General features: G+C 56.3%; 19 protein-coding genes and 1 tRNA gene. 5 read left to right on the top strand and 15 right to left on the bottom strand.

From position 1 onward, the window contains the following. Window positions 1–3: 3 nt before the first annotated feature. The 3 genes from ACT3TC_RS05630 to ACT3TC_RS05620 are packed head-to-tail and all read right to left on the bottom strand — an operon-like array spanning window position 4 to window position 2,359. Window positions 4–1,371 (bottom strand): sensor histidine kinase, encoded by a 1,368-nt coding sequence (locus ACT3TC_RS05630; protein WP_444639424.1) that lies wholly within the window; start codon window positions 1,369–1,371, stop codon window positions 4–6. Continuing rightward, on the bottom strand, window positions 1,368–2,042 hold the full coding sequence (locus tag ACT3TC_RS05625; RefSeq protein WP_193056537.1) for a response regulator transcription factor: 675 nt from the start codon (window positions 2,040–2,042) through the stop codon (window positions 1,368–1,370). The genes ACT3TC_RS05630 and ACT3TC_RS05625 overlap by 4 nt, the downstream gene beginning before the upstream one ends. Continuing rightward, window positions 2,039–2,359 carry a PepSY domain-containing protein gene (locus ACT3TC_RS05620; RefSeq protein ID WP_444639449.1) on the bottom strand — a complete coding sequence of 107 codons (321 nt, stop codon included), beginning with the start codon at window positions 2,357–2,359 and terminating at the stop codon, window positions 2,039–2,041. The genes ACT3TC_RS05625 and ACT3TC_RS05620 overlap by 4 nt, the downstream gene beginning before the upstream one ends. Before the next feature lie 228 nt (window positions 2,360–2,587). Here ACT3TC_RS05620 and ACT3TC_RS05615 point away from each other — a divergent pair, with 228 nt between their 5' ends. Continuing rightward, complete coding sequence (locus ACT3TC_RS05615) at window positions 2,588–3,064, top strand: PepSY domain-containing protein (protein WP_087108803.1); 477 nt, start codon at window positions 2,588–2,590, stop codon at window positions 3,062–3,064. A gap of 171 nt (window positions 3,065–3,235) precedes the next feature. Next, entirely contained in the window at window positions 3,236–4,189 is a 954-nt protein-coding gene (locus ACT3TC_RS05610) for a DUF1853 family protein (protein WP_444639448.1), read from the top strand. 89 nt (window positions 4,190–4,278) lie between these two features. On the opposite strand, the gene proB is transcribed toward ACT3TC_RS05610, so the two are convergent. The 4 genes from proB to rplU form a co-directional block, all read right to left on the bottom strand. Continuing rightward, window positions 4,279–5,418: a glutamate 5-kinase gene (gene proB / locus ACT3TC_RS05605; protein WP_444639423.1), complete on the bottom strand. Its 1,140-nt coding sequence runs from the start codon at window positions 5,416–5,418 to the stop codon at window positions 4,279–4,281. A 112-nt stretch (window positions 5,419–5,530) separates the two neighbouring features. Further along, window positions 5,531–6,724, bottom strand: coding sequence for an Obg family GTPase CgtA (cgtA, locus tag ACT3TC_RS05600; RefSeq protein WP_444639422.1), 1,194 nt, complete (start codon window positions 6,722–6,724; stop codon window positions 5,531–5,533). Window positions 6,725–6,864: 140 nt separating this feature from the next. Continuing rightward, a complete protein-coding gene (gene rpmA / locus ACT3TC_RS05595; RefSeq protein ID WP_018917617.1) occupies window positions 6,865–7,122 on the bottom strand; it encodes a 50S ribosomal protein L27 in 258 nt (85 codons plus the stop codon). A 31-nt stretch (window positions 7,123–7,153) separates the two neighbouring features. Beyond that, window positions 7,154–7,465 carry a 50S ribosomal protein L21 gene (rplU, locus tag ACT3TC_RS05590; protein WP_087108812.1) on the bottom strand — a complete coding sequence of 104 codons (312 nt, stop codon included), beginning with the start codon at window positions 7,463–7,465 and terminating at the stop codon, window positions 7,154–7,156. Between the two features lie 307 nt (window positions 7,466–7,772). Between rplU and ispB the strand changes: the two genes are divergently transcribed. Further along, window positions 7,773–8,777: an octaprenyl diphosphate synthase gene (gene ispB / locus ACT3TC_RS05585; protein ID WP_444627953.1), complete on the top strand. Its 1,005-nt coding sequence runs from the start codon at window positions 7,773–7,775 to the stop codon at window positions 8,775–8,777. Between the two features lie 86 nt (window positions 8,778–8,863). Further along, a tRNA-Pro gene (locus ACT3TC_RS05580) sits at window positions 8,864–8,940 on the top strand. 77 nt (window positions 8,941–9,017) lie between these two features. Here the strand turns inward: ACT3TC_RS05580 and ACT3TC_RS05575 are convergent. Then, the gene (locus ACT3TC_RS05575; RefSeq protein WP_444639421.1) at window positions 9,018–9,683 is read right to left on the bottom strand and encodes a hypothetical protein; all 666 of its coding nucleotides are present in this window, start codon (window positions 9,681–9,683) and stop codon (window positions 9,018–9,020) included. A gap of 313 nt (window positions 9,684–9,996) precedes the next feature. Here ACT3TC_RS05575 and ACT3TC_RS05570 point away from each other — a divergent pair, with 313 nt between their 5' ends. Next, window positions 9,997–11,169 carry an MFS transporter gene (locus ACT3TC_RS05570; RefSeq protein WP_444639447.1) on the top strand — a complete coding sequence of 391 codons (1,173 nt, stop codon included), beginning with the start codon at window positions 9,997–9,999 and terminating at the stop codon, window positions 11,167–11,169. Between the two features lie 32 nt (window positions 11,170–11,201). On the opposite strand, the gene ACT3TC_RS05565 is transcribed toward ACT3TC_RS05570, so the two are convergent. From ACT3TC_RS05565 to ACT3TC_RS05535, 7 genes are all read right to left on the bottom strand, one after another. Continuing rightward, on the bottom strand, window positions 11,202–11,981 hold the full coding sequence (locus tag ACT3TC_RS05565; RefSeq protein ID WP_444639420.1) for a TSUP family transporter: 780 nt from the start codon (window positions 11,979–11,981) through the stop codon (window positions 11,202–11,204). 31 nt (window positions 11,982–12,012) lie between these two features. Continuing rightward, window positions 12,013–14,325, bottom strand: coding sequence for a helicase C-terminal domain-containing protein (locus ACT3TC_RS05560; protein WP_444639419.1), 2,313 nt, complete (start codon window positions 14,323–14,325; stop codon window positions 12,013–12,015). Beyond that, complete coding sequence (locus ACT3TC_RS05555) at window positions 14,322–16,016, bottom strand: VRR-NUC domain-containing protein (RefSeq protein ID WP_444639418.1); 1,695 nt, start codon at window positions 16,014–16,016, stop codon at window positions 14,322–14,324. The genes ACT3TC_RS05560 and ACT3TC_RS05555 overlap by 4 nt, the downstream gene beginning before the upstream one ends. Before the next feature lie 44 nt (window positions 16,017–16,060). After that, window positions 16,061–16,426: a hypothetical protein gene (locus ACT3TC_RS05550; RefSeq protein WP_444639417.1), complete on the bottom strand. Its 366-nt coding sequence runs from the start codon at window positions 16,424–16,426 to the stop codon at window positions 16,061–16,063. Between the two features lie 57 nt (window positions 16,427–16,483). Continuing rightward, complete coding sequence (locus tag ACT3TC_RS05545) at window positions 16,484–17,527, bottom strand: histone deacetylase family protein (RefSeq protein WP_444639416.1); 1,044 nt, start codon at window positions 17,525–17,527, stop codon at window positions 16,484–16,486. Between the two features lie 70 nt (window positions 17,528–17,597). Next, entirely contained in the window at window positions 17,598–17,876 is a 279-nt protein-coding gene (locus ACT3TC_RS05540; protein ID WP_087108829.1) for a GIY-YIG nuclease family protein, read from the bottom strand. A 9-nt stretch (window positions 17,877–17,885) separates the two neighbouring features. After that, window positions 17,886–21,857 (bottom strand): EAL domain-containing protein, encoded by a 3,972-nt coding sequence (locus ACT3TC_RS05535; RefSeq protein ID WP_444639415.1) that lies wholly within the window; start codon window positions 21,855–21,857, stop codon window positions 17,886–17,888. Between the last annotated feature and the right edge of the window lie 19 nt (window positions 21,858–21,876).

Genomic DNA, 21,876 nt, shown 5'->3' with positions numbered 1-21,876 from the left:
CTTTTAGCCATGCGCCACCACCGGTAGTTCGACAATAGCCTCAAGCCCCCCAGCCTCTGCGCGCTGAAGGCGCATTTGGCCATGATAGAGCGTGACCAGGTCCGCCACGATGGCAAGACCCAAGCCACTTTGGGAGCGCTGCTCATCCAGGCGCTTGCCGCGCTCAAGTGCCTCCTGGCTCTCTTGCTGTGTCATGCCAGGGCCATCATCACTGACGCTCAACCAAAGTGTCTGGTCGATAACCCACACTCTAAACGTCACTTCATGGCTTGCCCAGCGCAGCGCATTATCCAGCACGTTGCCGATAAGCTCCTGAATATCCTGGGCATCCAAGTGTACACGCGGGTGATTTTCCCAGATTTGATGCAGGGTAAGCGAGCGACGCTGAGCCAGCCGACCCAGCCCGCTGAGCAGTGGCGATAGCGTATCGTGTAGCGAGATCGGCGCAAAGCGGCCACCGTCCCCCGCAGCAGAGGCCCGTGCCAAGTGATGGCGAACGGCACTGTCCATTCGGGTTAACTCGGCTTCCCAGGCGGCGCGATGCGCGTCAGGCAACTGGTGGACCAGCAAGCGCATAACGCTTAAGGGGGTTTTCAGGGCATGGGCCAAATTACCTGCCGTGTGACGGCCACGCTCAATCAGGCGCTGGTCGCGGGCCAGTACGGCGTTCATGGAAGCCGCGAGCGTAGCAAGCTCATTAGGCAGGTCTGTTGTCATCGCTGCTGCGCGCCCCTGCTCAACGTCTTTTAAGTTGGCCTGCATACGTCGCAGCGGCGCAAGCCCCCAGCGCACCTGTAGGCCCAGCACGCCTAACAGCAATATTCCAAGACTGACCAGGCCCAGCCAGAGCAAGCGCTGGAACTCGCGTATATCGGCCTTCAGCTCGTCATCGCGGGCCGCTACGCTAATATGCAAAGGGGCTTCTAAAGGGGCCAGGTAAATATCTCGCTCGACGGTACGCAGCGATTGCCCACGTGGGCCGGGCAACGAGCGCGCGCTCACCTCTTCATTATCGGTGACCGGCAGGCGTTGATCCCACAGCGAGCGCGAGGTGATCGTGTGCACCTGTTGATCGGTAATTTGCCAGTACCATCCGGAGAAGACCTGGTCAAAAAGTGGGTCCCCAAGAGCGCGGTCATAACGCAACTGCTCACTTAGCGGGTCAACGGAAACGCCCGCAATAATCACGTTCAGCGTTGCTTCAAGGCGTTCATCAAACGACTCGGTCGCCGCGTTTCGGTAATGATGCGAGAGCAGCATTCCAGCGAGCGGCAAGGCCACCCCGATCATGACTAAAACGGCCAGCAGCAAGCGAAGGTTAATCGAGCGGCCTGCCCAGCGCGTTCGCCAAGTGGGCGTTACCTTGCTCATTCGCCGCCGGGCACTTCTGCCAAGAGCCGGTAACCCTGCCCACGCAGGGTGGCAAACCGCCAGGCCCCCAGCTTGCGACGTAGTCGGCTGATTTGCACATCAATTACGTTTGAGTCGGGCTCGTGGTCACGGTCGTAAACGTGTTCAGAAAGCTCGCTTCGGCTGACGACCCGAGGCGCGGCATGCATTAGGTAGCTAAGCAAGCGTGTCTCCTGGGCAGTCAAGCTTACCGGGCGGCCCGCCAGGCTAACGTGCTGCGTATGAGTATCCAGGCTGAGCTCACCTACTTTGAGTACCGGATGAGCATGGCCGTGGGTACGCCGCACCAGTGCCCGTAGCCGAAACAACACCTCACCCGGCTCGAAAGGCTTGGTAACGTAGTCATCGGCACCTGCGGTAAAGCCCGCCGCTTTATCGGCCCAGCGCTCTCGAGCGGTCAGAATCAGCACAGGCAGATCAATGCCGTCTTCACGCCAGGCGGCCAGCCAACGCGTGCCGTCGCCGTCGGGCAAACCTACATCGAGTATTACCGTATCGTAGGTTTCGGTACGCACCAGAAAGTCGGCCTCCTGGCCATTTTCGGCGTGCTCAACGACCCAGTCACCGTCACGCAGCGCTTGGCTCAGCTCGCGGGCAATCGCCTGATCATCCTCTACCAGCAAACACTTCATGGCGTCATACCTTGTGGGCGCTGCATCTCATTGATACGCACACCCTCTATTTTCATTAACTGACCATTGTGACCATCAAATTCAAACTCAACCACTTGACCTTGTGGGCCCAGCAGCTTGATTTCATACTCTACCAGACCCTGCTCGCGCTCTACCTCCACTTCCAGCACGTCTCCCAGATAGTTCGCTTCCAGCCAGTCTAAAATAGTTTCCAAGGGCACCACCTCCCCACGGCGCACTTCACTGTGCAGTGTTTCCCAGTGCTGGTCACCCACAGCGCTGCCTATCAATATGGCAGCCAGCAGCGCCCCGCCCATCCACTTGGCAGAAGAGAGGAAGCAGTAAAAGAGTCGGTGCGTGAATCTATGGCGGAGTGACTTCATTGGACTAGAATGCCAGAAGCAACATGAACGCTAGATGAATGGATTGTTCAGCTTGGGGAAATAACCGCAGTGCTATAAATCCTCTGTCGCATTCGCTGAGTGATCTGTATCAGACCACATTCATCGGGCAATGCCATTCATTAAGCAAAGAAGGAATTTGATATGAACGTCATGCAAAAAATGCTGTTAATCCCCGCCTCTGCTCTGCTACTTACCGCCGCCGCAGGCAGCGCTCAAGCAGACGCGCTGTCCATGGACCGGGTTGACGAGGTGCTGGTACCTGCCGTCGATTATGGATTCACCCATTATGAAGAGATCAGCATTAAAAGCCGTGGACGCGCCGAGGTAGAAGGCTGGCTGGATGATGAGTGGTACGCCGACGTTGAATTTTCTCTGGATAACGGCGAAACCCTAAAAGAAGAGCGTAAACGCTTAATTACCGGTGCGTGGGGAATGAGCGAAGAGGACGTACGCCAGGCGCTGGAAGTGGCACGAAAAGAGGGCATGAGCGAGTTTGAGGATATCGACATTGATAAGGGCGGCGTTATTGATATCGAAGGCCGGGATGAGAATGGCCGCGAGCTGGAAATAAGCCTGCGTCAAGGCTCTTACGAGATTACTGAAATTGACCGTGATTAATAGCTGCTAGCGGTAGCACCCTATCACTGGCTAAGTGTTACCACACGGTGCGGGCCCTACGGGGCCCGCTGGTGTTTTTACCACTACCTAGCGACAGTGATGCCAAGGGGAGAACATCGTGGAACTGATAACGTGGAAGTAAGAAGGCATCGTGCTGAGAAAAGCGAAGAGATGATAGCGCCGGGGGTGGCCCAAATAGCGCATGATTTGGCATGGTTGATAACAGCGCCCGATCTGGTCACGCTCCCGCCGCCCATGCCAAACGGTGGCCGCCCGACGTGTCAGGAGTTGGGCCTGGCCGCAGGCTCTGCTGACTGGCTACAGCAAATAACGCCGCTACTCGCAGGTGTTAACCGCCAACAGACAGGCCGCATGGGGCACTACCACGAGCGGCTGTGGCATCTCCTGCTGGATAACGCGCCTAACACGCGGCTACTCGCCAAAAATGTGCGCATTTTTAAAAAGCGTACAACGCTTGGCGAGCTGGATATGCTTTACCGCACCCGCGATAACCCGGCGCCCGTGCATCTGGAAGTGGCGATCAAGTTTTATTTGGGCCTGCCTGAAGGCCCCGGCCCGGCCGACAGCCCAAGCCGCTGGATCGGTCCTGGTGGGCTGGATAGCCTAGCGCTAAAATGCGCTCATTTATGCCAGCACCAGTTGCCGCGCTCCATAACGCCCGGGGCACTGGCCACGCTTGCTCACTGGCTAACCCCCCGCGACATCGCCACCTGCTCGTCCACGGTAGGAGAGCTTCTTACTCATCGCCTCGCCATGCCGGGCGTCTTGTTTTACCCGTGGCATACAGCGCTGCCTTCCCCCCAACATGCTACGCCGGACCATCACCGCGGCAGGTGGTGTTTTTTGCGTGACTGGCCTGCGCTGCGCGATAGCCTGGGTGCGTCGTTACGCATAGTCTGGTTACGAAAACCGCACTGGCTAGCGCCGCCCAGAGCGGAAGATTTTCAACCAGTGGCCGACGTGATACCTGGCATTGAGCGACTCATCGAACAGGGGCCCCAGCAAATAATGCTCTACCTGCCCCACCAGCAGCGCATTGAGCGGGTATTTATTGTGCCCAACGACTGGCCCCGCCAAGTGCCCATCGCCCCCAAGGCAAAGTAGCGCACGCATAAAAAAGCCGCTTACTGATCACAGCAAACGGCGTTTTGATGATGTTCTATTTCAACCAATACCCGGGCAAAAACCAAGCGCTAGATCACCACCAGGTTATCGCGGTGAATCAGTTCATGGGCTTCTACGTAGCCCAAAATAGCCTCAATTTGGTGACTCGGCTGCCCCGCCAACTGACGCGCTTCATCCACACCGTAATTGACCAGCCCTTTAGCAACCGGCGTGCCCTGCTCATCGACACACACCACCATATCGCCCCGCTTGAACGTGCCTTTTACACCCCGCACCCCTACCGGCAACAGGCTGGAGCCTTTTTCGCGCAGGACTTTTACCGCCCCAGCATCCAGCATCAGCGTGCCACGCACTTGCAGTTGCCCCGCTAGCCAGCGCTTACGCGCCGCCATCGGTGCCTGCTCCGGATGCAGTAGCGTTCCCAACGCTTCACCACTCATAAGCCGGGTAATGACACCTGGCTGGCGACCACTGGCAATCACTGTAACGGCGCCTGAACGCGCGGCAAGCTTGGCAGCACGTACCTTGGTACTCATGCCACCCCGCCCCAGCGCCCCGCCGCTGCCCGCCACCGCTGCCAAGCGCGGGTCATCTGCGCGCCCTTCGGCGATCATCTGGGCATTGGGGTTATGGCGTGGGTCGGCATCGAACAGGCCTTCCTGGTCGGTCAGCAGCAGTAACGCGTCCGCTTCCAGCAGGTTGGCTACCAACGCGCCCAGCGTATCGTTATCGCCAAAGCGTATTTCGTCGGTCACCACCGTATCGTTTTCGTTGATGACCGGCACCACGCGCATCTCCACCAGCGTGCGCAGGGCCGATAACGCATTGAGGTAGCGTTTGCGGTTGGAAAGGTCGTCATGAGTGAGCAGAATTTGCGCAGTGAGCATTTCGTGGCGAGCAAAATGTTGCTCATAGCACTGGGTAAGGCCGTTCTGGCCCACGGCGGCGGCGGCCTGCAGCTCATGCACCGCACTCGGGCGTGCTTGCCAGCCTAATCGCACCATGCCTGCTGCCACGGCGCCGGAGGAGACCAGCACCACTTCAATACCCTGTTGATGAAGCTCGGCAACCTGGTCAACCCAGCCGCCAATAGCGGCTTCATCCAGGCCACGGCCGTCGTTGGTCAGCAGTGCGCTACCGATTTTCACTACCACGCGGCGCGCACAGCTTAGCGCTTCGCGGCCCATCCCCTGCTCATGACTCTCCATCCGTCTCTACCTTATCAGGCACATTGTTAACGCTATTCAGCAATGATATTCGACAACAATATTCAACGTCGGCCATTACTGGCAGGCTGAGCAAGCCTGCCGGTTTCGGCCGTTAGGGCGCGTACTCGACCTCAACGTCGTAATCATCATCATCGAAATCATCGTCGTCGGCTTCTTCAGCAGGCCGCTTGCGGCGACGCCCCAGACGCTCTTCGATACGAGCAACCGACTCATCTTCCATGCGGCGGTGCATTTCCTGCTCGCGGGCCAGCGCCTCTTCGTCTTCGTTCTCAAGGCGACGCTGCTCGGTCAGCCAGCGGTACGCGGCCTGAACCAGCTTGTCCGTGCCTTCATTGCTAATCGCCGAGATACGGAACACCGGGCCTTCCCAGCCAAGCGCATCAATGATCGCCTGGGCGCGCTCTTCGCGCTCCTCTTCCGGTAGCAGATCAAACTTGTTCAACACCAGCCAGCGCGGGCGCTCGGAAAGCGCCGGAGAGAACTGACCAAGCTCATGCACAATCGCTTGAGCGGCTTCCACCGGGTCAGACTCATCAAAGGGCGCTATATCGACCACATGAAACAGCAGTCGCGTGCGGGTCAGGTGCTTAAGAAAGCGCTGCCCCAGGCCCGCACCATCAGAGGCACCTTCGATCAATCCCGGCACGTCCGCCATCACAAAGTGCTCGTGCATCCCTAGCTTCACCACCCCCAGGTTAGGCACCAGCGTGGTAAACGGGTAGTTGGCGACTTTAGGTTTGGCCGCCGATACCGAGCGAATCAGGGTGGATTTGCCAGCATTGGGCATGCCCAACAGGCCAACATCCGCCATCACCTTCATTTCCAGACGCAAATTGCGACGGTCGCCTTCGGTACCTGGCGTGGTGCGCCGCGGTGCACGGTTAGTGGACGACTTGAAGTGGATGTTACCCAAACCACGTCGACCACCTTCCGCGACCAGTACCACCTGGCCAATTTCGGTAATATCCGCGATGACTTCCAGCGTATCAACGTCCACAACGGTGGTGCCTACCGGCACCTTAACGTGCAGGTCTTCACCGGCTTTACCGCTCATCTGGCGGCCCATGCCGCCCTGGCCGTTCTCAGCCTTGTAAAAACGCTGAAACTTGAAGTCGACCAGCGTATTGAGCGCATCGTCACCAATCAGGTAAACGCTGCCGCCGTTCCCACCGTCACCACCATCGGGGCCACCCTTGGGCACATATTTTTCGCGGCGAAAGCTCAGACAGCCATTGCCGCCATTTCCCGCCTCAACAATAATCGAGGCTTCATCGACGAACTGCATAGTTTCTCCCGGCCGCTTCCGCCGCCCTATATGCAACGCTCCTGCCTCCATTCATTGGGCAAGAGGGTTTAAACAGACAAAAAAGCCCCGCCATAGCGGGGCTTTTCTTCATTAACTACGTTCTACGCAACCAGAGTTGCTTATTCAGAAACGATGCTAACGAATTTGCGGTTTTTCGGGCCTTTGGTCTCAAACTTCACAAAGCCTTCGTTCAGGGCGAACAAAGTGTGATCACGACCTAGACCAACGCCAGTACCCGCGTGGAAACGCGTGCCGCGCTGACGAACGATGATGCTACCTGCGTTCGCTGCTTGGCCACCGAAAAGCTTAACACCGAGGCGTTTGGATTCGGAATCGCGACCGTTACGCGTGGAGCCGGCTGCCTTTTTATGTGCCATTGCAAAATTCTCCTTTCAGGGAATGAACCGCTTACGCGGAAATTCCGGTAATTTTGACTTCAGTGAACCACTGACGGTGGCCCTGACGCTTCATGCTGTGCTTACGGCGACGGAATTTAATGATCGTCACCTTGTCACCGCGGCCGTGGGAAACGATTTCAGCGGAAACCTTGGCGCCACTCAACAGCGGAGCACCAATGTTTACGTCGTCGCCGTCTGCAACCAGCAGCACTTCATCAAACTCAATCGTTTCGCCGGTAGCGACTTCGATTTTCTCGAGTTTAAGGGTCTGACCTTCTTGAACGCGGTACTGCTTGCCACCGCTTTTGATAATTGCGTACATGTCGCTCTCCGGACTTGTCGGTAATGCCGTTATGCGTTGCATAACCAGCGCTCATCGCCTGACGCTCTTATTGACCTGCTGCGAGTGGCGCCCCTTTTGGAGCCATCTGACAGGGAGCATGATGAGTGGGTCGCGGATTATAACGACAATCGCCTTCTACCACAAGACTGTAGGCCGTTGTCAATTGATGATTATTGTCGCACGTCGAATGGATGCCCTGCACGCGCCTTGACGCTTTCCCGGTAGCCCCATAGCATGACCTCAATTCAGGGGCGTACCCCTCCACCTGCCGCGATGAACGGAACCCATGACCGCCAACGTCTCCCCAACCCCGACTGCCAGCCCTACGCCCTCACCGCTGCACGCCGTGGTGGCAGATGACTTTGAAGCCGTCAACCGGACGATTGTTGAGCAGCTCACCTCGAAAGTCCCGCTCGTCGAGACCATTAGCCAATACATTATTGAAAGCGGCGGCAAGCGTTTGCGGCCCATGCTGGTACTGCTGGCCGCTCGTTCACTGGGCTACCAGGGCGACAAGCACATTACCCTGGCCACGCTGATCGAGTTCATGCACACATCCACACTTCTGCATGACGATGTGGTGGATGAGTCCCACATGCGGCGGGGCAAAAAAACCGCCAACGATGCCTGGGGTAACGCGCCATCGGTGTTAGTCGGCGACTTCCTCTATTCGCGCTCATTTCAGCTCATGGTCGATGTTGGGTCGATGCAGATCATGGCGATTCTCTCCAGCGCCACCTGCACCATCGCCGAAGGCGAAGTGCTACAGCTGACCAATATTGGCAACCCCAGCGTCTCTGAAGCGGACTACTTTGAAACCATTCAAGGTAAAACCGCCATGCTGTTTGAAGCTGCCAGCCACAGCGGTGCCGTACTTGCTGATGCCACACCAGAGCAAGCCCAGGCGCTACAGTTATACGGCCGTTACCTGGGCCTTGCCTTCCAGTTGATTGATGACCTGTTGGATTACCAGGGCGATGCCGACGCCATGGGTAAAAATGTCGGCGATGACCTGGCCGAAGGCAAGCCCACCCTCCCGCTGATTCACGCCATGGAGCAGGGCACGCCTGAGCAGGCCAAGCTGATTCGCCAAGTGATCCGCAAAGGCGGCCTTGAGCAGTTGGATGACGTACTGGCCATTGTTCACGCCACGGGCGCGCTTGAGTACACCCGTAAACGCGCCAATGAAATGGCCGATAAGGCACTGGCGCAATTAGAGTTACTTTCACCCAGCCCGTATCGCGATAGCATGGCGCAACTCGCCCGCCTGGCCGTTGACAGGCAAGCATAAATTCGCACAACAGAGGCGCTGAGGCTTGATAAAAAGCGTCTACTTGTGTAAGATACGCCCCGTTGTCGAGCACCGCTCACAACCTTCGGAATATAGCTCAGCTTGGTAGAGCGCTGCCTTCGGGAGGCAGAGGTCGTAGGTTCGAATCCTGCTATTCCGACCAAGAACACTATTAAAAACGGCCACTTAGCTATTACAGCAAGTGGCCGTTTTTTTAATCTACACTTCCCTTCCGCTAGCCTATTCTTCGAGCAGGTCAGGCGCGACGCTGATAACCTCGTTTCTATAGTCATTCAGCGCTTTTTCAAACAGCTCTATCCAAGCCGCGTTGGTAGCAAACGGGCGAATCTGGCGAGTGCGGACAAGAATACTTTCTTGCGTTTCACTAGATCGTAGCTCAAGGGTTGTGGAGATCCGAGTGTTCAAGGTAGTTTCCAATCCTGGAGTGAGCCACCCCCAAAACTCATCGATATAAACATCTATGACCGGACTATTAGCTGCAGCAACTGCTGACTGAGGAAGCACACTGTAACCGGATTCGTTCAGAGCAAGAGCCAAATTGCTACGCACCACGCTATCAACGGTTTGTCCATTTTCCAACAAAACGTCTCCTATCGCATAACCGTATTTATTCTTTTTTCGACCAATCGCTCTTGCTTTGGTCTGGTCGGATGCTTTACTTGCCCCGCCTTTTCCAAGAGAAGGAGTGCTCGGATTAATCGGTGACTCTTCGAAAACTCGCCGATCAATAACCTCTCCTATTACTATGGTCTGCTCTGTACTCGCATATTGGTTTGAATTTGCCTCAGGCAGCGGCAACGCTATTTCGCTACGGTTGATAGCACAACCAGACAACAGCACTAAACAGAAAACTGCTAAAACCCTTGAGTATCTATTAGTTATCAACCCTTTATTCCCTTAATGTTAGTTTTCATATGAAGTTCGTCTAATAACCTTTGTTATTAGATATGAAAAGCTTCGTCCCCAGGGCGGATTATGTCAACTTAGACATAGCTGAACGTCTCTTATTACTTCATCAAGATACGTGTTTAACGATCAACCAGCCCCTCACTCTTCCGGCTTTGCCAAAACAGCCAGCTGGGTCAATCTACTGGCACAGTGTCGCTGTCGATACACTAGCACCAAAATAGTAGCTTGCTAACGACAGTGCTATCATCAGTGCCTTTGCCATCTCGATGTTCATCTAGGGAAGCTCACCATCAACCATTTAACCCATACCAAAGCCGTACTGCTATTTGCCAGCACCATGACGGTGATGTCGGGCGCGATTATTGCGCCTGCTTTGCCGGGTATCAGCCGCCATTTTTCGGATCAGCCGCAGGTGTTGATTCAGCTGATCCTGACGCTTCCTGCGCTGATGATTACGCTGTTCAGCCCGCTAATGGGCTATCTGGCCGACCGGTTTGGGCGCAAGCCTCTACTCCTGATGATGTTGTCCATTTATGGCCTGGCGGGTGGGGCGGGCTTTTTGATTGATAGCGTGGACCTGTTGTTAGCATCACGGGCGCTGATGGGCATCGCCGTGGCCGGTATTTTAAGTATTAGTACTACGCTAGTTGGCGACTATTTTGATGGCCCCGAGCGAGTGCGTTTTTTGGGTCTGCAAAGTAGCTGCATGGCGCTCGGTGGGGTGGTGTTTATTAATCTGGGTGGGCTACTCTCCGACTGGAGCTGGCGGGGTCCTTTCCTGCTCTACCTGACGGGGGTGTTTCTACTGCCTTATGCCTGGGCGATGCTCAAGGCGCCTAAGCTCCAGAGCAATGAGCAGGCAGGCCATCTCAACGCGCCGGTCAAGGTCGACTATATGCGCACCGGGATTGCCTATTTGGCGGGCATGCTGAGCATGATGATGTTTTACATGTTCCCTGCGCAGCTGCCTTTTTTACTTTCAGAGCAGGGTGAGGTCAGCGGTTTGGCTATCGGCATTGCGCTCTCCACCGCTGCCTTTACCGCCAGCATCGTGTCGTTCTGCTATGGCTACTACAAACCCTTTTTGTCGGTCATGACGATCTATATAGCGGGCTTTGTACTGGCCGCGCTGGGCTTTATGGTGGTAGGCCTTACACAGAGTTATGCCATGGCGATTGTCGGTGCGGCCATTTCGGGGCTTGGCCTGGGCGCCTTTATGCCCAACACCACGGCCTGGCTGATGCGTATTACGCCACAGCGAGTGCGTGGCCGCGTGTTTGGTGGCTTTACCGCCACCTTCTTTCTTGGTCAGTTTATCTCGCCCATTTCGGTCGCCCCTGCGGTTACCTGGCTTGAGTCACTGCGCAACGTCTATACCGGCATGGCCGTGCTCTGCTGCGTGTTGGCGGTGATACTGGCTATCCTGAGCAGGACGCTGCTACGCGCTGACAGCAAGCTTTAAGCGGTAGCAACGTTTTCATGCCAAGCCGAGAATCAAGAAGGCGAAAATATCAACCCTATGATGCTGACAAAGATCAGCACCGCGCCCAGCACCCGGAAAAACACGCCCGTATCGGCTTTGATGATATAGCGGTGCGCCCGCTCACCCACCAGGTGCCCGGCATACGCGCAGGGCAATAGCCATAGCTGATGGATCAGCTGTAGGTCCACACCGGCAAATACAAACGAGATCATCTTGATCACGACCAGAATGAACCACAGCACAAACATGGTATCGCGCAGTTGCTCCTTGGCGACATGTGAGGCAAACACCGCCACGATCAGCGGCGCACCAATCAGCGACGTACCGCTGACATAGCCCCCCAAGGCCAGCAGCACATAGTCGACGTACCTGTTGTTGCTTTGAAACGGTTTATTGAGCACATAGCCAATGGCGTAGACCAACACGATGCCGAAAATGATGCTGGTCATGATAGTGGCAGGCAGCGTTAACAGGCCCACCACGCCAACCAGCTTGGGGATGATCATGATTTTCAGGGCCTTGCGTAAATAGGCCCAATCAATATTGCTCTGTACCGGCGCGTTGCCACTCTCCCGCTTTATTTGGCGATTACCCTGCCAGGCAATCCAGCTGGAGAAGATCAGCAGATGAATGGCGATAATCGGCAGGAAAAGCAGCGGATCGTTAACGACCAGCAGTAGAAACGGCAACGCCAGCACCGCACCGCCAAACCCCAGGCTGGTTCTAACAAAACCGCTCCAGGCAAAAATCAGCCCGATCAACGCATACTGATACCACAACAAATCCGCCATTCACTTGCGTCCCTGGTTATCACGCTGGTTCTCAAAATGATGATCCGTCTACCGCCCACCAGCTGGGTAACAGCGCCTGCACGCGGGAGTGGGCAAAACGATCATCCATTAATACCACAACCCCTTCGTCGTTGGGGCTGCGGATCACCCGCCCGGCGGCCTGTACTACCTTGATCATCCCCGGAATGCGGTAGGTGTAGTCATCGCCCTGACCAAACCGTGCCGTGAGGCGCGCTTTAAGGGCTTCGTTGAAAGCATTAAACGGCGGCAGCCCAAGCGTTGCGATAAACGCACCAATCAGTCGGTCGCCGGGCAGGTCGATGCCTTCAGCAAAGACGCCGCCCAGTACGGTAAAGCCGACTCCCTCCCCGCCCGGCGTAAAACGCTGCAAGAACGCTTCCCGCTCGGCTTCACGCATGCCCGGCGTTTGGGCAAATGCAGGGATGTCAGGGTGCTGTTCACAAAACCGCTTAAGCGCGGCATTGAGGTAGGTGAAACTGCTAAAAAATGCCAGATAGTGGCCCGGCGCCTGCTCATACTGTTGGGCCATTTCGGCCACCATCGGCGCAAGCGACGCCTCCCGGTCGCGAAAGCGGGTCGAGATATCCCGGCGAATGCGCACTTCAAGCTGGCGGGCCACAAAGGGCGAGCACACTTCGCGCCATACCGTGTTCGCTGGCAGGCCCAGCAGGTCACGGTAATAATGGGCAGGCGTTAGGGTGGCGGAGAACAGCGCGGTGCTATGCGCAGCGTTGAAGCGTGGCGCTAGAAAGTCCGCCGGTATCAGATTACGCAGCCCAATCAGCGCTTTCCCTCGTCCTTTTAGCGTTACATCACATAGCGAGTGGTCGTCGAAATTTTCTGCCAAGCGGCAAAATGCCAGCGCCTCAAACAGCAGCTCCTGCAACTCATAAGAGATATCTTCGGGGTGCTCGCCCAAGTGGTTGGTGATTGAGGCGGCAGCGTTCTGAAGGGCGCCCACCAGTTTATCGGGCAGCGACTCTAGCAGGTGATAGCCTTCCCGTTCCATATCATCCGGCTTACTTTCGGCGACGTCTTTCACCGCTGCCTGCCACTGCCGGCCCAGGCTTGCCAATGAGCGGCCAAGGGCTTTCGGGGCGCTACGCTTAACGCGGCTAAAACGCTGCTGGTCAAGCTCGGTGCTGTACATGCCGCGTGCCCGCTCAACCAGGTTGTGCGCTTCATCCACCAATAATCCCACTCGCCAATCATTAGCTTGTGCCAAGCCATGCAGCAGCGCATGACGATCAAACCAGTGGTTAACGTCGCCCACAATCACATCGGCCCAGCGCGCCAATTCCTGGCCCAGGTAATAAGGGCAGACGCTGTGAGCAAGCGCTAACTTGCGCAGTGTTTCGCGGTCCCAACTGCTTTCAGCCACGGCGGCCTGGCGTGCAGCGGGCAGGCGGTCATAGAAGCCCGCCGCTAACGGGCAGGCATCACCATGGCAGGCGGTTCCCGGGTACTCGCAGGCTTTTTCACGAGCAATGAGTTCCAGCACACGCGGCGCGCTGTTATCAGAATGTTCGGCGGATTGTACAGAAGGGCGAAGCTGAGCCAGGGCGTCCAGCGCCAGGCGGCGCCCGGGCGTTTTCATGGTCAGAAAAGCAATCCGATCAAGGCGCTGACGCGGCATGGCGGTGAGCATGGGGAACAGCGTGGCCAACGTTTTGCCGATTCCCGTAGGCGCCTGGGCCAGCAGGCACCGCCCGGTGCTGGCGGCCTTGTAAACATCTTCGGCCAACTCGCGCTGGCCGGGGCGAAACGTAGCATGAGGAAATTGAAGGTCGTTTAACGCTGCATCGCGGGCTTCTCGATGCGCTGCTTCCTGCTCGGCCCAGGCAATAAAATGCTCACACTGGGTGGTAAAGAACGTCTCAAGCTCGTCTGCACGCACTTTTTGGCTAAGCAGTGTCTCTTTTTCAGTGGCGATATCCAGATACACCAGCGTGAGCGTGACCTCCTCCAACTCGCGCGCTTTGCATAACAGGGCGCCATAAATTTTCACCTGCGCCCAATGCAGCGCGCGCTGGTTGTCGGCCATGCGCTCAAGGCTACCGCGGTAGGTCTTGACCTCCTCCAAACGGTTTTCGGCAGGATCGTACCCGTCAGCGCGTCCGGTGACGGCCAGGCTTTTGTAGGTACCGGAAAGCGGCATTTCAGCAATATAGTCATCGCCTCGGCGGCTGGCCACCAGGCGATGCCCGGCCATGCCTTCCTGGGCGCTGGGCGATGGGGTAAAGCGGTGGTCCAGATCGCCCTCACGGGCGGTAAAATCACACAGTGCGCGAACGGCTATCCGATACTCCGTGGCGCTACTCATAACGTACCTGGCGAGCCAGCCAACCACTGCACGTAACACACCGCAACCGGAATACGATGCTGATGAAAAAACGCCAGCCAGCGGCGCTGATTATCCTGAAGCCGGTCACCAGGGCCTTTCACTTCGATAAGCCGATAGCGAGGCTCATCTGGCGGCGCGTTTGGCAGAAACTGGATCAAGTCAGGCAGCCCTGCCCGATTAGCTTTAATGTCTTGTAAAAGCCGTTCAAAACAGGCTTTCAAGTGGGCGGCGGGCAGGCACTCAAGCGCCAGCGCTAAAAGCGTTTCATCCAGCAATGGCCAGTGCACAAAGGGGGATGCCAGGCCGTGTTTTTGCTGCCAGGTTGTGTGAATCGTCTGGTGGTAGCTGCCATCCTCTAGCTGTGCCAGGCATTCATCAAATAAACCACGCCGCCGAGCGACGAAATCTTCACGATAAAGATCCGCAGGCCCGCTATGAAACGGATGAAAAAACGCCCCTGGCAGAGGAGCAAAGATAGCGGGCCAGCAGAGCAGGCCAAACAAGCCGGTGATTAGCATGTTTTCCGCATAGTACACCGGCGCTTCAGGTGTGCCGACGTGCTGCCCAACGGCGCGCTCTACCGGCTGAGGGCCGGGAAGCGTTAACTCCCAGCGCGTGTAGGCGGGCTCATGCACCGGCGGCTGCGCCTCCATTTTCAACTTTTTACGCAGCCGAGGCAGCAACCGTGCGAGTGCCTGAGCTTCGGTTTCATTGGGCGTAAGTCGCTGGGCATCCATTGCCAGCTCAAATGCCTCCTGATACCTACCCAACCGCTCCAATACGCGCAGCTGGCGAACGCGGGCTTCGCTGCTATCCGCTTGTGCATAAAGTAAAATGGCCTGCTCGGTTTGGCCACTGCGCTCCGCTTCGCGGCCCATCTGCAACACCACGCGGGCATGCCGAGTCGCTAACCAGGCGTTAGCGGGTTTGGGCGGTAGCTCATGCTGTAGATGTTCAAGTGGCTCGCCCTCTTCAAGGCGCTGCCTAAGCCTATGCAAGTCGAAGTAAGCATTCACTTCTTCGCGTTTCTGGAAGGCACGCGAGGCGGCGGTGAACGGTACCTTTTCAAACCGCTGAAGCCCCAGCTCCGTTAGCACGAACTCGGCCCAGTCCTGGCGAAGGTTGCCAAAGAACATCAGCCGTAACCGGTCGCACACGTCCATTACGTTAAGACGCACGATGCTGTCCGACGCTTTTGGCCACCACTCAGTTAACGGTTTTATCTCAGTGAGCTGGAGCGTTAGCGTGGCCTGGAGTACCGCTTTGCCAGCAGACGCGGGAAGCCCCGCATCGCGTATAGGCGTTGCCAAGGCTGAGCGCAGCTCGGCCAAGCGCAGTTGATGAAACAGCTCATTCACACTCAGCGCCGGGGCAGTATCCACCCAACCAAGCGAGGCCAAAGGTGCGAGGGCATCTGCCGTGTCGCCTATTTCCGGGTAGTTGAGTTTGTAAAGCCGGAACAGCTCGCCCTTGCGCATTACCATACGGGTAAGCAACGCCTGGGAAGAGCGCGGCAGCGTATCAAAGCGGCTTATAAAGGTGAGTTCGTCGGTATCTAGAAGGTCAGCGTGGCGCTCACCCACCCACCCCAGCACGAAGCGAAAGTTCGTCAGGTAGTAGAAGGGGTCATCGAGCGAAGCAGTAACGGAAGTGGCAGAAGCACTGTTCATGCATCCATTGTATCAGCGCGATTTGCCCCGCGTCATGGGCTATTTCAGCCCACGCGGTGCTGCATTAATACCTCAAGTGCGTCATCCACTTCGTCATGGGAAGCGCTGGAAGACACGGGGGATTGGCGGGTGGTGCGAGGCTTCGCACTATCACCTACCAGTACGTACCATTCGGCTTCGGTGAGGTAGTGCTGACACCAACGACCCAGGCCGTCGGCGACTACGTCACGGCTCTGCTCGCCACCGCGAAAGCCGTGGGCCAAGTAAAGCAGGTCCTGCCGGGCGGTGCGCGCACGGGCATTGCCGCCATGCACCTTGGAAAGCGGGCAGCGCCGGTCGTAGGCCGCGTTGGTTAACGCATTAAGCCAACGCTCCAATTCATGTCCCTGAATACCGCCGTAAACTGCCACGCCTGCGCTCCCTGCCCGTTAGTGGGGGCGTTAGCCTGCCCTAATAAAGGCCAGCTGTCATCTATCTCGCGAGTTTATCTGCTCAAACCCTTGTAGCACATTGACGACGTTGACACCTATTTCTTCAACCGCATAGCCTCCCTCCATTAAAAAGGTAGTGGGTAGACCGGCTTCTGCCAAACGCTTGCCCAAGGCAATAAAGTCATCGCGCTTGAAAGTGAACGCGCTAATAGGGTCGCCTTCGAAGATATCCACGCCAAGCGATACGATCAACAGCTCACACTCATGGGTTTTGATGGCAATAAGCGCCTGCTCCAGCGTTTGCATCCAGGTGGCTACGCTGGTGCCAGGCGCCATCGGGTAGTTGAGGTTGAAGCCCTGCCCTTCGCCCGTACCGGTTTCATCGGCGTAGCCTAGATAGTAGGGAAAGGTCACATCAGGGTCGCCATGTAGCGAAGCAAATAGAACGTCGTTACGCGCATAGAAAATCTGTTGGGTGCCGTTGCCATGGTGGAAGTCGACATCCAGCACCGCCACGCGACGTCGGCCTGCATCCAGCGCGTGCTGGGCAGCTATCGCGGCATTGTTAAAAAAGCAGTAGCCACCAAACTGATCAAATGCAGCGTGGTGCCCCGGCGGACGGCACAACCCAAAACTGGGCTCTCCCGTGGCCAAGGTATGTTCCACAGCACCCAACGCGGCGTCCTTACTCGCCATGGCCGCTTCAAAGGTGCCTTCACAAATAGAGGTTTCCGCCGCAAGTGCATAGTAGCCAAGCTGACCACTCACCGAGTGCGGAATTTTATCCTGGCGCAGGGTGCGCGCTGGCCAGATATTGGGGATCGCCTCACCGCTATGCCCGGCTGCTTGCCATGCCTGCCAGCAGGTTTTAAGGAAGCTGACGTAACTGGCATCGTGAACCGCACATACCGGCTCCAGGCCATAGGCGTCAGGAGCGCGCACTTCGAAACCGGCCTGGCGCAGTTGTTCGAGCACCAGGTCAACACGCTCGGGGCACTCAAAGGGGCTGACAAGTGCCCCGTCATGAAGCTCCGTTCGCGCCTGGCGCAAACGACTATCCTCAGAGAAAAACGTCAGCATGTTGGCTCCTGAATAACCGGGAAAGGCGGGCAGGCTCGTATAAAAACGAGCGCTTTAGCTTTACGTTAGCTTAATCCACTTCTATCGAAAGCGGCCAGCGCGTTGCCCAATGACGTTTTTGAACAGAGGTTTGCTGTTTCAACTGATACTCCGCCCGGCTGGCGGCGGCCCTATCTTCAAACGGCTGGGCGCCCAGCAGAGCAACCGGTGGGTTAGCACGAGTATAACGCGCCCCTTTGCCCGCACAGTGGGCGCGATAGCGTTTGGCGATATTGTTGGTGATGCCCACATAAGTCCCGCGTCGGCACTCTAATAAGTAAACATACCAAGGGGTTGAGGGTAACGACATCCCGGCTCCTTAGGGGGATAAATGGGCAATAAAGGCTTGCAGGGCTTCCACTGGCATCGGCTTGGCCTGTAGATAGCCCTGGAAAATATCACACTGATAGCCCAGCAGGCGCTGATACTGCTCTTCAGTCTCCACTCCTTCAGCCACGACCTTGAGCCCCAAATGGTGAGCCATGGAAATAATCCCCTGCACAATCGCCGCGTCATCGTAGCTATTGGTGAGTTCATTAATAAAGCTGCGGTCGATTTTCACCGTGCTAATAGGCAGGTCCTTAAGATAACTAAGGCTTGAATAACCCGTACCAAAATCATCAATCGACACGCCAATGTGCATACTGCGCAGGGCATGCAGCGTATCGATCGCGCCTTCGGCGTTATCCGTCAAAATACCTTCGGTCAGTTCCAGACTCAGCTGTTCCGCCGGCAGGCCGGTGGTTAGTAGAGTTTGGCGCAGCGTGGCGAGAAAATTGGAGCGCTGAAACTGAAGCGGTGAAAGGTTAACCGCCACACGTATTTTACCCAGCCCTTGTTGCGTCAGTGACTGCATATCCTGGCAAGCACGTTGGAGCACCCACTCGCTGATCGGAATAATTTGCCCGGTGGTTTCTGCCAGCGGAATAAACCGTGCGGGAGAGATAAAGCCTTTTTCCGGATGCTCCCAACGCAATAGCGCTTCCACACCAACAAGCTTTCCTTCCCGATTCATTAACGGCTGGTAATGCAGCGCGAACTCTCCGCGCTCAATGGCTTCCTGGAGATCATTACGCAGCACCATGCGCTCGCTCACCGTATCGGTAAACGCGTGGGCAAACCACTCGTAGGCATTACGCCCTTGCTGCTTGGCCTTGTACATCGCCATATCGGCTTGTTGGATCAGCGTTTGTGGCTGCAGTGTATCTGGCTGGCTCATCGCGATACCGATACTCGCGGTCAGGTAAAGCTCTTGGGATTCAATACGGTAAGGGCGCGCCAACATAGGCAGCAACCGCTCCACCAAATCAACAACGTCAGACTCGTCGTTGATCGCCGTTTGCAGAATAACGAACTCATCCCCGCCCATACGGGCAACCGTATCCTCAGGCCTGACCGCATTGATAAGCCTACGGGCGACTTCAACCAACACCTGATCACCCACTGCATGCCCCAAATTGTCGTTAATGGGCTTGAAATCATCCAGATCCACAAACAGCACGGCCAAGCGCTTTTTATCCTTACCCAGCCTGGAAAACTGCTTTAACAGCATTTCCTCAAAGAATGTACGGTTAGGCAGGCGGGTCAGGTCATCATGTGAAGCATTGTGAGCCAAACGCGCCTCGTACGCTTTATGCTCGGAAATATCTTGCTGCACGCCGACAAAGTGCGTTACCTGATCGTCCTGGTCGCGTACCGGCGCTATATACAGATCATTCCAGAATAGCGTGCCATCTTTGCGGTAATTGCAGATAGTGACGTTGACGTCTTTCTGCTCATTAATACAAGCACGAATGCGTTGGATAACCGCCGGGTCACTGCCAGGCCCCTGAAGCAGGCGACAGTTTTTACCGATGATTTCCTCCTGGCGATATCCCGTTATTAACGTAAACGCTTTATTGGCATAAACAATGGGCAAATCAGGCTGTCCAGCATCGGCGATCACAATGCCGTTAACGCTGGCTTCCACACTGCGCTCCAGGATACGCAAGCGAGACTCCTGTTGACGAGCAGCCGTCACCTCCTGAGCAATGGCATGCACCCCTTGCACGGTGTTATGCACCACCATCGGCAGGTGAATAATATCCAATTGATGCAAACGACCCGCGCGGTCTTTCAGATTGAGTTCATATCGGTCAATCCCCCCTTGCAGGGCCGTTTCGATATAGGCCTCTACGCGCGTCACATCCTGTTCAGCAATAAAAAAGGTGAACGGCTTGCCGAGCATTTCCTCAACGGAGTAACCGGTCAGCGACGCGCAGGTGGCATTGGCCGTTACAAAGCAGCCCGCCTCATCCAGGGTAAATACCGCATCAGGATGATGGGTAAACAATGAGCGATAGCGCTGTTCGCTCTCCTCCAATGAGCTCCGCACCTGAAAACGCTCAACAGCCAGCGCCATCAAGCCCGCCGCTTTTTCAATTCGCACCGTATCGGCACTGCCTGGGGTGCTGGGCTTTGGGTAGTAAACCGCAATAGTGCCTACCAGTTGGCCCTCGCCACCGTAGACAGGGCTCGACCAACAGGAGGCAAGCCCGGCCTGTTTGGAAACGCCATGATAGCCCCGCCAGCGCTCATCCTCGGCAATATTAGCGCATATCACCGTTGCCCCCTGGTAGGCGGCACTACCACAAGCGCCATTATTCGCGCTGATCAAAATGCGTTGTATCGCGCTGCGGTAGGCGGCGGGCAGCCGGTCTCCCGCGATGAATTCCAGGTGAGTACCTGTATCGTTAGCCAACATGACAGAACAGAGTGCCGAAGGTAACTCGCGCTCCAACATAAGACACAGACTTTCCAGCGTTTCCTTTAGGGGCCGCTCTTGGGCAATCATGTGCTGAATCGCCTGCTGGTCTTCCAGTGACTGACGCGTCTGAACAAGCTCGCGGGCACGAGCAACACTGACGCTCACAACGCCAAGACTAAAAGCCAACAAACCACTAAGCAGCAAGCTACCTAACGCAACCGCAAACGACAGCAGGTTCAATTGATGCCAGTTGTGCTGGTTACCTGGGTAGGCATAAAGCACCAGGTTAATGCCGCCGGGCAAGCCGATATAGCGTGACGCCAGCGCAAGCTCTGGCGTTTCCATACGGTCGGCAGCAAAACCAGCGGGGTGTAGCTTCATCAGCGGCATGTCATCACGATTCACTCTCACCTGGAAAGGGCCCACCTCTAGGCGTAACTCGTTTTCCAACATGGTGGCCAAGTTAAAACTGGCGAACAGGTAACGATTGTTAGCGGGAACCGGGATAACAAATATCGCTTCGTGGGGTCGGCTGGTATCCGTCATCAACATCCTTGGGCGACCGAGCGGAATTTGCATCCAGGCGCGTGTTTGCTCTTCCGCCAACTGCTGACGTAGCCATCGTTCCATTTCAGCCGTCCGCCCCACTCCCCACTCCCAGGTCAACTGCTGCTGATCAACTATCGCAATGGCGCTAATACTGGGGATGTCCCGCAGATAGTGTTGTGCGTCACTGTCCAGCAGGTTCACATCCCAGTCTGTGCCCATGGCGTTCAGCCGCTCCGCCATTCGTTGCATTAATCGCAAGCGGTCTTGTGTTGCCCGCTCGATATTGAGTTGAACGTTATCCAATAGATAGGCGGCTTGCTGTTGCAGCGACGTTTGTTGATAGGCGTTTAACAATAGCCAGATAAAACAACTGATCGTAACGCCCCATAGCGAGGCGACGACGGTCACCTGGCCTGGATTTAGACGTTGCGGTTTACCCCGTAAGCCTGCTGCCAGCATGGCGGTACCTAAAAAGCAGGTAATGACCAATGCACCCATGGGCGACGATGAGAACAGAGGAGATGCACCGCTTAGCGTAAGCCATAGTTTTCCAACCACAAAAAGGGCAAGCCCCCACAGGCTTAGCCCACCGGCTATCCATAACCAGCGCCGCCATGCGCTAGAAAGCCCCACCCAAAAACACACCCCAATCATTAAAAAAAAGCCTGCCGACAAGCTGGTGATACGCGGCCCATTGCTGAGCCATGAGTCGCCTCGACCGCCTTCCAGGCTATTATGTACCAAGGTGTAAGTGACGACCAAAAACAGAGATAAGACACTGATAACTCTTGTTTTCCTCCACCCCTGGAGCGTCGCCAGTAGCGCAATACCGACCAGCAGAGTGACCAGTGCTCCATCCGGCACTAGCGTTGCAAAAAATGGCCGTGTCGGCACACTGAGACCGACCACTACCCCAACGACTCCCATGCAAACGAGGGTTGCCGATATCATCAGTAGCAGGGTTTCCAACGCCAATTGGCGCGTATTTATCCGCATGGTTCTACGCCCCATCAGG

The sequence above is a fragment of the Halomonas sp. AOP27-A1-41 genome (assembly GCF_052378605.1).
GTDB lineage: Bacteria > Pseudomonadota > Gammaproteobacteria > Pseudomonadales > Halomonadaceae > Vreelandella > Vreelandella citrativorans.
The sequence above is the reverse complement of the archived record's forward strand: the minus strand, read 5'-3'. Positions and strand labels throughout refer to the sequence as shown.